Source organism: Gloeocapsa sp. DLM2.Bin57, assembly GCA_007693955.1.
In the GTDB taxonomy this organism is placed as follows: domain Bacteria; phylum Cyanobacteriota; class Cyanobacteriia; order Cyanobacteriales; family Gloeocapsaceae; genus Gloeocapsa.
In genome coordinates this window covers 24,974-39,355 of sequence record RECR01000078.1, presented here as the reverse complement: position 1 = coordinate 39,355, position 14,382 = coordinate 24,974, and the positions used below count along the sequence as shown (strand labels likewise).

The following is a 14,382-nucleotide window of genomic DNA, read 5'->3' as shown; positions in this document are numbered from 1 at the left end:
TTTTACCATTCTAAGGTTTCTCATGCAAAAACCAACGTTTTAGCCCTAATCAAGCTAGAATCGTGTTCTCTGAGGCTAACTCCAGGTAGTAAAACTGTACAAGGAGCGATCGCTATTTGTACCCAAGCTAAAGTAAAAGCTTCATCTAGATTAGAGGGAGATTCAGTTAATGATAGTTGCAACATTGTGCCATAATGACAAACTAACTGTGCTTGATATTGTTCAGGCCATTTTTGTAACAATTTCATGACTATTGGTGTTCCTACTGTACCTGCTCCGTACCAATGTAGATACCCTAGGGATTCCCAACTATTGGGGGTAGGTAAGAGGAGTAAATCTAACGGATCTGGGTTATTTTCTTCAAACCAATTGAGATAAGTTGTGTTAATAGTTGTGCTTTTTTTAATTCAAAAAAGTTGTTTAATTCCCATTGTTCTAACCACTTTTCTAATTCTAGTTCTGATTGAATAATCTTAGCTTTAATTAGTTTGTTTATTTCTGCTTTTTCTGGACTAATTCCCTTAGTTTATCTGATTAATTCTAGGGAATAATCCAGACCATTTTCTAAATAATCGTCAAATAATATTTGACTTTGTTGTTCTAAAAAAGCTTCTAAATCTACCTCTGTTAGTTGTTTAATAATTGCTTCTGGGCTAGTAATGACTATTAATCCGCAGATTCTTCTTGATAATAAAAACGAGAGAAATAGTCTTCATCAGACCAACTTAGGGTAATAAGAGGATAAGGTTGAGTTTGGGGAAGAAAAGAACGTAAAAGTTCCCAAGCTGGTAAACTTTCTGCTTGAGTAATATTAATAGCTAAAGCAACTTGTGAAGATTCGGAAATAATTAGAGATCTGATGACTCTATTTTCGAGAAAACTTCCGGCGAGGAAACTAGAGATATCTTGAGGATGATTAAGCATTTTCTTGATAATTTTTCCATAAATCAGGACGTCTCGAGCGAGTTCTTTCCATTTGTTGTTCTTTTCTCCAGTTAGCGATCGCTTGATGATTACCTGATCGTAAAACTGCGGGAACTTCCCAACCTCGGAAGACAGCGGGACGTGTATATTGGGGATAATCTAATAAACCTTCTTCAAAACTTTCTGTCTTGAGAGATGCTTCTTTACCTACTGTTCCTGGTAACAATCTGACTACCCCATTAATTAAAGCTAAAGCGGGTATTTCTCCACAAGTGAGTACAAAATCCCCCAAGGATACCTCTAAGTCTAATAAATTACTGACTCTTTCATCAACTCCCTCATAATGACCACAAATGATAATCAATTGCTGATAATTATTAGCTAAATCTTTGAGTAATGGTTGATTAAGGGGTTGACCCATGGGACTCATTAAGATAACCTGTTTTTTACCGATAATTTCTACAGATTCTACTGCAGCAAAAATCGGCTCAGGTTTAAGTAACATTCCTACTCCTCCTCCGTAGGGTTCATCATCTACGCGATGATGTTTATCGGTGGTAAAGTCTCTCGGATTAATCAGCTTCACTGTGGCGATCGCTTGAGCTAAGGCTTTTCCTAATAATCCAGAATGCAAGGGTGAGGTAAAAAAATCAGGAAACAGGGTGATAATATCTAGTTCCATAGAGGCGAAATCCTTCTTACAAAAAAAATTGGCAAAACTCTTGCTAAATTTCTGTGTTTGTGGTTATAATAGTTAAGGTTGAGAAAGCAACGTTCCTCAGTAGCTCAGCGGTAGAGCGGTCGACTGTTAATCGATTGGTCGCAGGTTCGAATCCTGCCTGGGGAGTTATTATGAATCCATAACAGTTATTAGCCCTTCGATACTTTTGAGGTTAATATCCCCTGCTAAGTAACCAATACCCCGATGGAGGTGGAGGCGAAATTGTTGAGCGAGGGTATCTGAGTCTATACCCAAACCATCCTGATAACAACGTTGTTTTAAAGCGATAATTAAAGCGTCTGATAAGTCACCTGCAAATACTCGCCAAGTTAATTCTACGTTGCTATCAGCAGGAAGTGGTACAGGGGAGGGGATAGTCTCCTCCGCTAAAGAGCGACAAAATCCCCATCTACATAAGATATTCCATTGCTCTATTTTAGTATATCTTTTGAGTTTAACTAATTGGTCTCTAGCTGTTTGTGATAATCTGATTCTTTCTACTGGTGGTTGCATAGTTATATTTATGTCCAAGCGCGGAAAAAGTTACTATCTTCCCAAGCGTGAGCTGTTTTTTGCTCTATTTCTCCCATTTGAGCTTGAGTTAGGGGTTGATAATTTCTAGCTACTTCTAGATTAGCTTGCAATTGTTTAACGTTTTCTACTGCAATGATACAGCAATGAACCCCTCTTAGGGATAATGAGTATCCCATAGCTTCACTCATTCCCTTGAGTAATCCTGGTTTGAATAAACGACCATAAGCGGGTACTTTCATAGCGATTACCCCCACATTTTGAGTTTGAGCTAAAGGAAGAACACCTGTACTAAAGGGGCGGGGATGATGGATATCGGCTGCGTTGAGGGTAATTAAGGTAGTATCAAAAGGATAAAGTCTTAAAGCTTCGGCAATGACTGCGGGTTCGTGATGTCCTGTTATTCCCGAAAAACGCACGATTTTTTGGTCTATAGCTTCTTCTAAGGCTTTGATTGCGCCATTTTGCCCAAAAATTTGCTCTAATTCCTGATTAAAGGAGACGTGGTGTAATTGCCATAAATCGAGATAATCGGTGTTGAGACGTTGTAGCGATCGCTCTAAATTGCGCCATGCTCCTTCTCTATCCCTTGCTCCCGTTTTACTAGCGAGAAAGACTTGTTGACGATAAGATGGTAAAACCTGACCTAAATAATCTTCTGATGGCCCATAACTAGCTGCTGTATCAAAATAACGGATACCTCCTTCTAAAGCTGCTTCAATAATTTTTCTAGCTTCTGTTTCTTTATTAGCTTGAGATAAGGGTGTTCTTCCTGCTCCTCCGAGTCCAAAAATGGGGACAGATACTCCTGTTTTCCCCAGGATTCTTTCAGGAATAGGGGTGATGGGTTGATTATCTGATTTAAGCTGAGTTTTCCAAGCGATCGTACCTGCTAGAGTTAGTCCTGCTAGTAAAAAGTTGCGTCTTGATGTTTGATTAAGCATAATGTTAATATCCCCAAGTACCTGGACCTCCTTTGAATGGTCCAACAATATTTTTAGTGATCCAGCCTCCATAGAAACCTCCTGGTTGAGGTGTGACTTTTTCTCCATCAACGTAACAAGCGTCCATAAGACTAGGATAAAAAGCGATATAGTCTTTGATTGCGGTAAATGCTGGAGTTGGATTAGGATAATACCAAGCACAGTTTGGTATCTGTTGATCTGGAAAAACGATACTATAGTATTGGGCTGTTCCTTTCCATTCGCAAAAAGATTGACCTGGAGATGAGACTAAATATTGCATTTGAATATCTTCAGGTGGAAGATAATAAACGGGAGGGTGACTAGTTTCTAGTACCCGCTGACTTTTTTGGGTATCTGCTATAATGATTTGATGGCAAATTATCTGAATTTTTTGTTCAGATGCTTCTAAACGTGGTGGTCGTGGATAATCCCAGACTGATTCTTGTCCTGGTTCTGGTTTAATTGGTTTTGGTCTAAGCATTTAATAATAATTAAAATTTGTTATATTATAACTAATCAAAGTTAAGAAAAGCAATGGTTATGGCTTCCTTTCGAGACTTGTTAACATATTATCAAAATTATCGCTATACTGCTTTATTGAGTATAGGTGCTTCTAGTGTTTTTGAGATTATTGATTTGGGAACTTATTATGCCATTGGACAAATTCTTAATGTTTTATCTAACGAAGTGGTTGATACACCTATTAATGCTTTAGGAAAACAAGTCAGTGTCTTTGTGAACGGTGATTTAAGGTTAGCTAATTTAGTTGTTTTATCGGGGCTAATTTTTGTCATTAGTGTGGTAAGAGCACCGATTCAACCCTGGATTAGTTCTTGGTTTCATTGGAAAATTGCTCTAGATACACGCAGGGATTATTCAGAAAAAGCAGTAGAGAAAGTGTTAACTTTACCTTTAAGTTTTTATGAAGAAAATAACCCTGGCAGAATAGCAGGAAGGTTAGCCAAAGGATTATCTAATCATACTTGGACTTATCCTGAAATAGCCGGACAATTTATACCGAAATTGATTAGAGTTATAGCAATTTTTCTGATTATTTTACTCATACAATGGCAAATAGCGATCGCTTTTTTACTTTCTTTTGTTTTTATTCTTTATTTTAATATGATTCATTTAAATACTCTGATTAAACAAGAAGAGTTGTTAGATAATCATATAGAAAATACCGAGAGTAGAACTTCAGAAATTATCGCTAATATTAAAACTGTCAAAGCTTTTGCGACAGAAGCAAGAGAATTAAAACGTCAAAAAGAACGTCTGACGAGAGAGTTAAAATTTGTTGTCTATAATATCCATTTGGGCTATGTAAAATTGGGTACTGTACACAGAACAATGGTACAATCTTGTATCTTTGTAATTTTCCTATTTACTCTTATTCCTACAGCCCAAGGTAAAATATCTCTAGGTCATTTTGTGACTACCTTTACTATCTCTTTAATGGCTTATTCTGAATTAGATCCTTTAACTCAATTAGCGGAAGTTTTTGCGCGTCGTTACGCTTCAATGGTACGTTTTCATAAGTTTATGAAACTTCCCCCAGGTACAGATAGTGGTAATCTAGTCATTCCTGAAGGTAGAGAGTCATCTTATCGCTTTACGGGTAAAATTGAGTTCAGTAAGGTTGGTTTTGGTTATGATGCTAATCGCTTAGTACTCACAGATGTTAATCTATTGATTGAACCCTGTCAAACCATCGCTTTAGTAGGTAGATCTGGTTCGGGAAAATCAACCCTGATTAAGCTACTATTTAGATATTTTGAACCTCTGATGGGTAAAATTCTCATTGATGGTCAAGATATTCGTACCCTAGATATCACCGGTTATCGTAAACGCTTGGCGATCGTTCATCAAGAGGTAGATGTTTTTAACGGGACTTTGTTGGATAATTTGACTTATGGTAATCCTGGGGCGAATTTTGCTGAAGTTAAAAAAGCTTGTGCGATCGCTCGCGTGGAGGAATTTATCCCTGATTTACCCGAAGGTTATCAAACCATTGTAGGTGAAAAAGGGATGCGTCTTTCAGGGGGACAACGACAAAGATTAGGTATCGCGCGCGCGTTAATTGTTAATCCTGATGTGTTAATCTTCGATGAAGCAACTTCTAGTTTAGATTATGAGTCAGAAAGGTTGATCCAATTAGCGATGCGCTCAATTTTAGGAACTCGAACCACCTTAATTATCGCCCACCGTCTCAGTACTATTCGTGAAGCTGATAAAATTGTTGTCCTCGATGGTGGACGTATTGTGGAGGTGGGAACTCATGAACAGTTGCTACAACAAGATGGTTTATATTCTCTCTTACACAGTCACCAGAGTTTTTAAACGTGATCGAGAAAATGAACCAAGTTTTCTAAGAAAGATTGACTTAAACTACTAGAGATATCATCTGTAGCCAGATTATTATTTTCATTGGTCAATTCTACCATGGGTATTTCTTCGGCTAAACCAATGACGATTAAGCCAAAAGCCGCTTTTTGTATGGTTTCTAGAGGTAAATCTAGCTGTTTAGCGATAGAATTAAGGGGGGTCACACCATCGGTAAATTCCCACACTTGAGACTCTATTTGATTAAGACGGAATTTGCTTTGTCCTTCTAAAATACTAATCAGAGAAGAAGTACCAATAGGTAATTTTTCTTGTAAAGCAGACCAATCCTTGAGAGTGCGTAAACCTGCTAGGGTAATTTCTGTCGCGGGTGCGCTTAAACCTGTCATTTCTGATCGGGGTATTTCCGCGTCAGAATCAAATTCAAACCAAGCATTTTGCCAAGTAAACAAGGTACAGACACTGCGCATTACTTGGATCGCAAACAGCATCTTCAGTTGTTCTGAGTCTAAGAAATTGTGAGCTTTAAGAGTTAACCCTAGGGGATTATTGTCATTGATTATTTCTTCTTCGGGAACGGTTTTTAACATTTTGCGATCGCGCATTAACGAAAGCAAGCTATCACCAGTCAGACTTTTTGCTGCGGCGACTACGCGACCTTGATGACACCAGATATAATAGGGAGAATTGGTTTGAGGTTTAAGAGTGAGTAAACCTGTTTTCAATCCTTGATCTAAAAACCGAAACAATTCAGCTAGGGAAAATTCTGATAAATAGCCAGTAATAGTCATAATTTCCTCCCTAGACGGCGCAATTTTGTAACAATTGTTTAACCAGTACGATGACTGCTTGAGCTACTGAGCCTTTTTTAGTAGCGTTAACCATCACTATCTGAGGTCGAGTCGCTTCGTCGGTAAATCCTAAAGCTAAGGCAATATTATCAGCCGGCCAAGCTCCGGGACAATCTAAATGAGTTAAGCCAATCACCATGGGTATTTCTGCTCTTTGGTTCATAAAATTGATGATGCGTCTAGCGTTAAGAAATTGACCTGGTTGATTAGCAGGGATAAGTAACATATAGGCGTGAGCTTTACGTATCAATATATCCCACATAAAATCAAAACGAGATTGTCCTGGCGTTCCATAGAGATGTAACGCCATATTGGGACTAAATTGTAAACGACCAAAATCAAAAGCAACAGTAGTTTTAGCTTTTAATTCCATGGTTTCGTCTGTAGCTCGGCGATCGGTATCTACAGGGGTAATTTCACTGATAGAACGAATAAAAGTCGATTTACCTGCGCCAACAGGTCCGGTAATGACGAGGCGCATAATTTCCATAACTATTAACTCCAATAAATTAAGCTATTCCTGAGAGTGAAATTAAACAGTTATTCTAATTACACTCTCTTAATCTTGATTTAACTTAAAATTAGCTTCAACTCGCTAAGGGATCGTTTGATTTCCAGCATTAGAACACCTTGTTTAGCTGCTTTACTAGCAAGAACGAGGAAAACCGCATCTTCACCACAACTAGTTAAAATACCGTAACCTTCATCTCCTTCTACATAAATTCGGTCAATTCCACCTCTATTGAGTTCGCTACCGATACGTTCACCTAGAGAAAGCATAGCAGCTGACATAGCTGAAACCCTCTCTTCATCCATCCCACTTGGTAAACTAGAGGCTAGACTGAGACCGTCTGGTGTAACTACTGCTGCTCCTTGAACATCGCTAGTACTAGACACGAAGTTTTGAAGAATACTGGTTAGTTTTTGAGTGTTAATTGCCATAATCGTTCCTTTTTACTGAGTTACAAATTTGATTACATTGAGCCTGCACCAGTGGTGATCAGTCGTTTAAACAGTCCTTCTGACCATCCCGTCTCTCGCAAGACTGCTTGTGATGCAACCTCTATATAGGCTTGTTCAATGAAGGCTAGGTCAATCATGCAGATTTTGCTCAATGATTCTTGTAAACCATTATCTTTACCTTCTGTTTTAAGTTTTTTACCTAATGCTCGTACCACTGTTGCCATAGCTGGCACGACGTGCTGAGGACCAATCCCTATACGTACGTGAATTAAGCCAATTCTCCAGCGACGCTCTGCATAAGCATTACCCCAGTCATCTATTCCTGTAAACATTTCGCCAAACCACTCTATAAATGTGTCCCGCAGACGGTGAATACGACCTTCTGTTTCGTTGAGAATAGCATTCATTTCAGCATCACGACCTAAATATGCGTAGAAATGATCAGACATTTCTGTTGCTATGGATTTTCCCCAATCTGCGTTAGCTTTTAACACGCCTTTATCCTCAGCACTGAAGACCATTCTAGCCTCCATTTTGTGCATAAATTCTTGTGGATCTAACATATTTTTGATGCCCAATGATAAAATTTCAGACTGGATGTATTTATTTGACCTAATTTATTTTTAACATCTTATTTTCCGTTGATTACTAATTTTTCTTATTTTTTAATAAAAGCACAATTTAGTTAACATTCACTGATTTAATTGTTTTTTAAAAGATATTTTTTTCAACTAATCTTTAAGCATTTTCACTATTTTTAATTTTTCTTAGTCTCAACTTCTACGTGTTAATACTTAATGTCAGAACCTTTCTTGAATCAGTAGAGTAATAAAACAACGTAGGAAAAATAAACACCATAACCCACTTAATCCAAAAGGAATAATTGCCCAAGAACTATAGGGAGTAGATAATAAGAGAATAGCTGTGACAATGGAGAAGCCCAATAAACACACATATACCAGAGTTTTTATGCCTAAGTTAATACGTTTTAATAATAATTCGGTTTCTAAAGAACGTACTCTAACCTGTAACTCGCCACTTTCTAGCCGAGATTCTAATCTACTAATTGAATCTTGAACGCTTCCTGAATTAGAAATCCGATTTTTCCAAAAATCTTTAGCTTGTCTAACTAACATATTTAAATTGATTTCACCCCGTTGAGAAAGAGCAATATTTTGTACAAAAGGTTTACTAGCAGCTAATAAATTATATTCTGGATTTAACCCTCTAGCAATACCATCTAAAGTAGTCAGAGATTTTAAAACAAAGGTCATTTGCGCGGGTAAGCGAAAAGGTTGCTCTTCAAACATTAAGTAAATCTCTTGACTGACTTCTTCAAAAGCTTTGATATCTACTGGTTTATCTCGAAATCTTTCTAGTAAAAAAGCGACAATTCTTTTAACTGGGGCTAAATCTCCTACTGGTTTAATTAAACCCATATAGATAAGCATCTGTAGCACTTCATCTGTATCTTTACGTAGAACAGCAAAAAAAGTACCCACCATTTGCTCTTTCGCCATAGATTTAATCTCAATCATTGTCCCAAAATCATAGAAAATTATCGCTCCTTCTTCATTAACTGCCATATTACCAGGATGGGGATCTGATTGAAAAAAGCCATCTTCTAACAGTTGTTTGAGATAACTACAAATACCTAATTCAATAATTTTATTAGTATTAATACCCTTAGCTTGTAAAGTTGTTAGATCATTAATTTTTATTCCTGGTAGATATTCTAGGGTTAAAACTTTTTTGGTGGTATAATCCCAATAGATTTTAGGGACTTTTACTTGAGCATAGTTAGTAAAATTTTCGCTAAATCTTTCGGCGTTTTTACCTTCATGAATATAATCGATTTCTAGATAAAGCAGTTGGAAAAATTCTTGATATATCTCTTCTAATTCGTATTGACGTAAACTCGGTAACCAACGATTCACAAAGCGAACTAAACCGTGTATGATTTCAAAGTCTAGGTTAAATAACTCTTCTAATCCTGGTCTTTGGACTTTAACTACTACTTTCTCACCATCATGGAGAATTGCTCGGTGTACTTGTCCTAGACTAGCAGATGCTAGAGGTTGTTGTTCAAAATCTAAAAAAAGATGTTCGAGTTGATTTCCTAACTCGGTTTCAATAATGGCGATCGCTTCTAGATGACTAAAGGGAGGGACGTTATCTTGTAGTTTACCAAAAGCTTGTATATATTCAAGGGGTATTAAATCAGCGCGAGTAGATAAAGCTTGTCCAATTTTAATAAAAGTTGGACCTAGATATAATAACTGAGTGACTAGCCATTGTGCGCGTTGCTGTCTGGTTGAGCTTTTCTGGTTACCCGTTAGTTTATCCCACCACAGATAAGCCAGAAATTGAAAAGCTACCCTGAAAATGTTAAACTGACGTCTAATGACAGATGAACTTGTTGTGGATTGCCAAGACAGAAGAGGTGAATTACTCTCAGTAATCATTATTGAGATGTTTCAGGTGAGCTACTTAAGCTTAAGAAGATTGATGATTGATTTTACCATAACTGTTCCATTTATTGAGGAGACTCTCAAGTTGCACATTTTAAAATCCTTACTAAATAAGAGATAGGGGAGTGTGGGAAAAGGTACTCATGCACTCAGAGTGCCTCAACCAGTAACTTTTGTCTTCAGATACAATATCTAAGAAGAAGCTTCTTTTAGTCGAGGTAGGGTGATTTTAAATAAGGTCACGAAAACTGATTTATCTCTAGTTTTTTTACTATCAAGTACAATTGTACCATTAAGCAATTCAACGAGAGATTTAACCAAAAATAATCCTAAACCAGTTCCTTGGGAGCTACCCTGATGGAGATCTTCTCCTCGATAAAAGGGATCAAATATCTGAGGTTTTTCTGTTGGGGTAATTTCTCTCCCTAAGTTACTGACTTTAATCACGATTAGGGATTGTGAAGATGCCAAGATTGCTTGAATTTCTAAAGATACCGTACTATTCGGTACAGAAAATTTACCAGAATTGTGTAATAACTCATTTAAGATTCTTAATAAACTTTCCCGATCTGAATAAATTTGTAATTGAGGATCTAGTTGTATAGCTAAAGTTAGGTTTTTTTCTTGCCAATTCTGGGTAAAAATATGACTTGCTTGCTCTACTATCTGATTAATTGAGATTAATTCATAATGAAATTCTAGTTGTGAAGTTTTAATTTGCTCAAAAGTCAATAAGTCATTAATTAACTGCGTTTCCTTATTACATTCTCTTTCTAAGATTGTTAGATAGTGTTGATTTTTTTCGTTGTTTTTAGTTAGTTTGAGCATAGATATCGCCATTTTCATGTTGGCTAGAGGTAGTCTTAATTCATCACTTAATCTAGCGATAAATTCGTCTTTTACTTTATCTAAACGTTTTAGTTGTTCTAATTGTTGTCTAGTTTTAGTAAAGAGCTTTCCTTGCATATCTAAGCTCCATTTTAATTGCACTGTGCGCTCTTGTACTAGGGTTTCTACTTGACGTAAACTTTGACTTTGAATCATAGCCATACTTATCTGCATAGCTACTGTTTGTACTAGTCGAATATCTTCATTTTGCCAAGAGCGTGATTCTCTTTGTTGTAAGATAATAAAGCCTAAAATTACTTCTTTGGCTGTTGATTTAATTTTACTAGTTAGTAAGGGAATAATTATAGTATTCGGGAAAATATGTGTTCTAAATAAATTAGTTTCTTGTTGAATTAGTTTGGTTACATTTTCAAGAATTAAGGGGTTAGGACTATTTAACCAAGCTTTTTTTAAAAGCAGAGAACTATCAAGTATAAACATCTTGGGAATTGCTTTACGAGGATATTCTGGAGACCATTGAGCAATAATTTCTACTTCTGCTTCAGGAATTTTAACTTGTTCTGATAAAGTAAAAAAAGGGTCTAAATACTTTAATTTAACGATCATTCCTTGATCTATTTTTAAACAAGCTCCTAACCCTGTTAAACATAACCTCCATAGGGTACTCATTTGAGATGTTCTCTCTATTTCCCTATTTAAATTGATTAAAAAAGATTGATATTGAGCTTGTTTTTTTTGTTGTTGTTGTACTTGTTGATAAGCAAAAGTTAAACTCAATAATAGTCCTATTTTTCTGATTTTTTCTTGAGTTAATAAACTCCAGGAGTGGGATTGGAAAAAACCTAAAGCGATAAAACCATTGACTTGCTCTTGATAATAGGTATGAAGATAAAGTAGGGAGTTACAACCTAATTGTTGTGCTAAACTTTCTATCCCTAAATCTTCTGCTGCTTCTGAGTTAAGATGAAAGGAGATCACTTGTTTGGTTGCAGGAATATTTTTAAGGTATAAGGATATATTTGGTGTTAATAACTCTGGAGATTTTGACCAATAACCAGTTTTAATACCATAACTATTGTTACAAGTTGCAATTAAACAAGCATCGGTCAGGAAACTAGCAGCTATTTTCAGCGCTAGGTTAGATAATAACTTGTCTGGATTTAACTCAGTAGTTAGTATTTCGAGCAATTCATCTTCAAATACTTCTGATTGCGTCACGAATTCCATTTTACTTAGCTCAACTTTTAATTATCATAGCGTTAAGCTAGTGCTACCTGTGGCGAGACTTTGTAGTAATTTTGTCATATCTTCTCCATTCAAGGGTTGACTAAACCAATCTCCTTGAATTTCATCACAATTGAGTTGTCTTAGTTTTTGGACTTGTTCTTCTGTGGTTACGTTTTGTGCTACTACTTTGAGTTTAAAACCGTTACCAAGAGCGATCGCTGCGGCAATAATTGCATTTGCACTGGCTTGATCTTTCCCTGCTTCTACTAGGGAGGGAGCTAATTTCAGACGACGAAAATTAAATTTTTGTAAATAGTCTAGCTGAGATGTTCCTGCGCCAAAATTATCTAGAGATATACCCACTCCTAAATGCACTAACTCTGGGATTTTTTGTTTAGCTAAATCTTCGTTTTCGCTAAGACATTGACTACTGATTTCTAGTTCCAAAAAATAATGATCTAATTTACTCTTGTCGAGAATATTAGCTATTTTATCGACAAAGTTAGGAGCTTGTAACTGTCGAGATAATAAATCAATACTAATAGGAATAGCTGTCATTGCTTGAGCTTGCCAAATTTGATTTTGTTGACAAATCTTTTCTAGCAACCATTCACTAATAGGTATAATGAAATCTGTTTGCTCTGCTAGGTGTATAAATTTTGTTGGGGAAATTAACCCCAATTCAGGATGTTGCCAGTACAAACTTGCTTCTAACCCTGTTAAGGTTTGGTCATTAATTTGGATAATAGGTTGATAATATACCTCTAATTCTTCTTTTTCTAGAGCTACTTGTAATAACTTTTCTAGTTTTAATAAAGTAGGAGTTTTCTGGTTAATTTTTGTACTGTAAAAGCTATAACTATTGGGTTTTTGTTTTTTAGTTTGTTCTAGGGCTACTGCTGCATTTTTGAGCAAGGTTGAGGGTTCTTCTGCATCAATTGGATAAATCGTTATCCCTAGATTCACTTCTACAGAATTAGAGTTTTTTTCTGCTGCTAATTGTAAAATTTTCTGCAATCTTTGGGCTATTTTAGCTATATCTTTTACTTGAAAAACTCTAGGTAAGAGAATACTAAACTCTTGACTATCCCACCGAGCTACAGTATCTCCTGCTCGTAAACATCCTCTAATCAGTTTACCCGTTTGTTTGATAATTTGTTCTTGTTGTTCTTGCTGTTGGGGGGTATTAATTTCGGTTTGATTATCAATTTCTACAAACATCACTGAGATTAAGTCGTGATGTCTTTTCGCGTTAGCTATAGCTGTAGATAGATATTCCTGAAACATCGTTCTACTAGGTAATCCCGTCAGGGGATCATATATGGGGTTATATTGATTATTCAATTCTGGTGTATGGGAGAGATTATCGGAATTGATCACAAAACATAAAATAGCTTTTTCTTGGTATTTAAGACTATTGATTTTTACGTTTACATTGATTAATGAACCATTTTTATGACGGTGTAGAGATTTTCCGATTAATTGGGTTACTAATTGAGCGTTATTGTCTAGTCCTTTTTCGATTACATCTTGATCTAAAGCGACGATATTTGCTAAATTTAAGTCAATCATTTCTTTTTGGCTGTAGCCTAATAAATTACTATAGCTTTCGTTGACTTGGACTATTTTTTGAGTTAAGGAGTCTATAATCAAGATACCTTCTCTAATTTGTTCCATCACTATGTGATAGAATTCTTCAGTTTCTTTGAGTGCTAGTTCGCTTTGTTTGCGTTTTGTATAATCAAAAATATAGCTTCTGATTAGTTGTGCATCTGCTAAATAATGAACGTATTGTTCAAAAACTTCGTTACCTATTTTTACTTCTCTGACAAAGAATCCTCCAGGTCTGCTATTTTTTTGATTAATTAAACCTGTGAGAATAGGGTGTTCTGTTTCGTTTTGGTGAATCGTTTTAAATTTTAAACTAGCTGCATCATTAATATAAGTTATCTTTCCTTCCCAATTTATTTCTATGATTGGATTAGGACTTAATTCGGGAAAAGATGCTAATCTGACTAACTCTTCTTGGTTTAGTTTTTCTAATTCTGGTTCATTAAAAGATATAGTTTGTTTAGCTGCTTCGATAATTTCTGTTTTACTTTTACTATCTTCAATAAAGGTTTTTTCGTTTATTTCTTCTTCGACTAATAGGTTAAAATCTGTACTGGTATTAGCTGCGATAACATGATAAATCGCTTTAGCTCTGCCTGCGAATCTAACTATATCTCCGTGTTTTAATTCATGAGATAAACAGGGTTTTCTGTTGACTATTATACCATTTGTACTTCTTTTACCTTGTAAATCTCCATCGATGATGCGATAGAGAAACTGATTAGTCTTATAATCAATTATGCGTAAAAGGGTAGCATGATAGCGAGAGACTTGATTGTCATAGAGGACAATATCATTTTTAGTATCACGTCCAATAGAATAAGTACTATCTTCTAGAGTAACGATACGTCGAGCTTTGCGATCTTCTATAACTAGAATATGGCGAACTTGATCGGAGTTATTAGCCATGGGAGTGACCTGTAAAT

At 36.0% G+C, this 14,382-nt stretch carries 14 protein-coding genes and 1 tRNA gene; 2 read left to right on the top strand and 13 right to left on the bottom strand.

Annotated features, from left to right (window positions below; genetic code table 11):
• Nucleotides 1-20: 20 nt before the first annotated feature.
• From EA365_10120 to trmD, 3 genes are all read right to left on the bottom strand, one after another.
• Nucleotides 21-407 (bottom strand): DUF4253 domain-containing protein, encoded by a 387-nt coding sequence (locus tag EA365_10120; GenBank protein TVQ44468.1) that lies wholly within the window; start codon nucleotides 405-407, stop codon nucleotides 21-23.
• Between the two features lie 259 nt (nucleotides 408-666).
• The gene (locus EA365_10115; GenBank protein TVQ44467.1) at nucleotides 667-924 is read right to left on the bottom strand and encodes a hypothetical protein; all 258 of its coding nucleotides are present in this window, start codon (nucleotides 922-924) and stop codon (nucleotides 667-669) included.
• Entirely contained in the window at nucleotides 917-1,606 is a 690-nt protein-coding gene (gene trmD / locus EA365_10110; GenBank protein TVQ44466.1) for a tRNA (guanosine(37)-N1)-methyltransferase TrmD, read from the bottom strand. The genes EA365_10115 and trmD overlap by 8 nt, the downstream gene beginning before the upstream one ends.
• A gap of 93 nt (nucleotides 1,607-1,699) precedes the next feature.
• On the opposite strand from trmD, the gene EA365_10105 reads away from it, so the two are divergent.
• Nucleotides 1,700-1,771: transfer RNA gene (locus EA365_10105), tRNA-Asn, on the top strand.
• A gap of 3 nt (nucleotides 1,772-1,774) precedes the next feature.
• Here the strand turns inward: EA365_10105 and dndE are convergent.
• Genes dndE through EA365_10090 form a run of 3 tightly spaced genes read right to left on the bottom strand, consistent with a single transcriptional unit; the run spans nucleotide 1,775 to nucleotide 3,622 of the window.
• Entirely contained in the window at nucleotides 1,775-2,158 is a 384-nt protein-coding gene (gene dndE, locus EA365_10100) for a DNA sulfur modification protein DndE (GenBank protein TVQ44465.1), read from the bottom strand.
• Between the two features lie 8 nt (nucleotides 2,159-2,166).
• Complete coding sequence (locus EA365_10095; GenBank protein ID TVQ44464.1) at nucleotides 2,167-3,120, bottom strand: aldo/keto reductase; 954 nt, start codon at nucleotides 3,118-3,120, stop codon at nucleotides 2,167-2,169.
• A 4-nt stretch (nucleotides 3,121-3,124) separates the two neighbouring features.
• Nucleotides 3,125-3,622: a DUF427 domain-containing protein gene (locus tag EA365_10090; protein TVQ44463.1), complete on the bottom strand. Its 498-nt coding sequence runs from the start codon at nucleotides 3,620-3,622 to the stop codon at nucleotides 3,125-3,127.
• Nucleotides 3,623-3,681: 59 nt separating this feature from the next.
• Here EA365_10090 and EA365_10085 point away from each other — a divergent pair, with 59 nt between their 5' ends.
• Nucleotides 3,682-5,481, top strand: a complete 1,800-nt coding sequence (locus EA365_10085; GenBank protein ID TVQ44462.1) for an ABC transporter ATP-binding protein — start codon at nucleotides 3,682-3,684, stop codon at nucleotides 5,479-5,481.
• Here EA365_10085 and EA365_10080 read toward each other — a convergent pair.
• From EA365_10080 to EA365_10050, 7 genes are all read right to left on the bottom strand, one after another.
• Nucleotides 5,478-6,275 (bottom strand): DUF4388 domain-containing protein, encoded by a 798-nt coding sequence (locus EA365_10080; GenBank protein TVQ44461.1) that lies wholly within the window; start codon nucleotides 6,273-6,275, stop codon nucleotides 5,478-5,480. The genes EA365_10085 and EA365_10080 overlap by 4 nt on opposite strands.
• A gap of 10 nt (nucleotides 6,276-6,285) precedes the next feature.
• Nucleotides 6,286-6,825: a GTPase gene (locus EA365_10075; GenBank protein TVQ44460.1), complete on the bottom strand. Its 540-nt coding sequence runs from the start codon at nucleotides 6,823-6,825 to the stop codon at nucleotides 6,286-6,288.
• Between the two features lie 80 nt (nucleotides 6,826-6,905).
• Nucleotides 6,906-7,277 carry a diacylglyceryl transferase gene (locus EA365_10070; GenBank protein ID TVQ44459.1) on the bottom strand — a complete coding sequence of 124 codons (372 nt, stop codon included), beginning with the start codon at nucleotides 7,275-7,277 and terminating at the stop codon, nucleotides 6,906-6,908.
• Between the two features lie 32 nt (nucleotides 7,278-7,309).
• On the bottom strand, nucleotides 7,310-7,861 hold the full coding sequence (locus tag EA365_10065; GenBank protein ID TVQ44458.1) for a hypothetical protein: 552 nt from the start codon (nucleotides 7,859-7,861) through the stop codon (nucleotides 7,310-7,312).
• Between the two features lie 237 nt (nucleotides 7,862-8,098).
• Nucleotides 8,099-9,763 (bottom strand): AarF/ABC1/UbiB kinase family protein, encoded by a 1,665-nt coding sequence (locus EA365_10060; GenBank protein ID TVQ44457.1) that lies wholly within the window; start codon nucleotides 9,761-9,763, stop codon nucleotides 8,099-8,101.
• 198 nt (nucleotides 9,764-9,961) lie between these two features.
• On the bottom strand, nucleotides 9,962-11,845 hold the full coding sequence (locus EA365_10055) for a sensor histidine kinase (protein TVQ44456.1): 1,884 nt from the start codon (nucleotides 11,843-11,845) through the stop codon (nucleotides 9,962-9,964).
• 24 nt (nucleotides 11,846-11,869) lie between these two features.
• The gene (locus tag EA365_10050) at nucleotides 11,870-14,365 is read right to left on the bottom strand and encodes an EAL domain-containing protein (GenBank protein TVQ44455.1); all 2,496 of its coding nucleotides are present in this window, start codon (nucleotides 14,363-14,365) and stop codon (nucleotides 11,870-11,872) included.
• Between the last annotated feature and the right edge of the window lie 17 nt (nucleotides 14,366-14,382).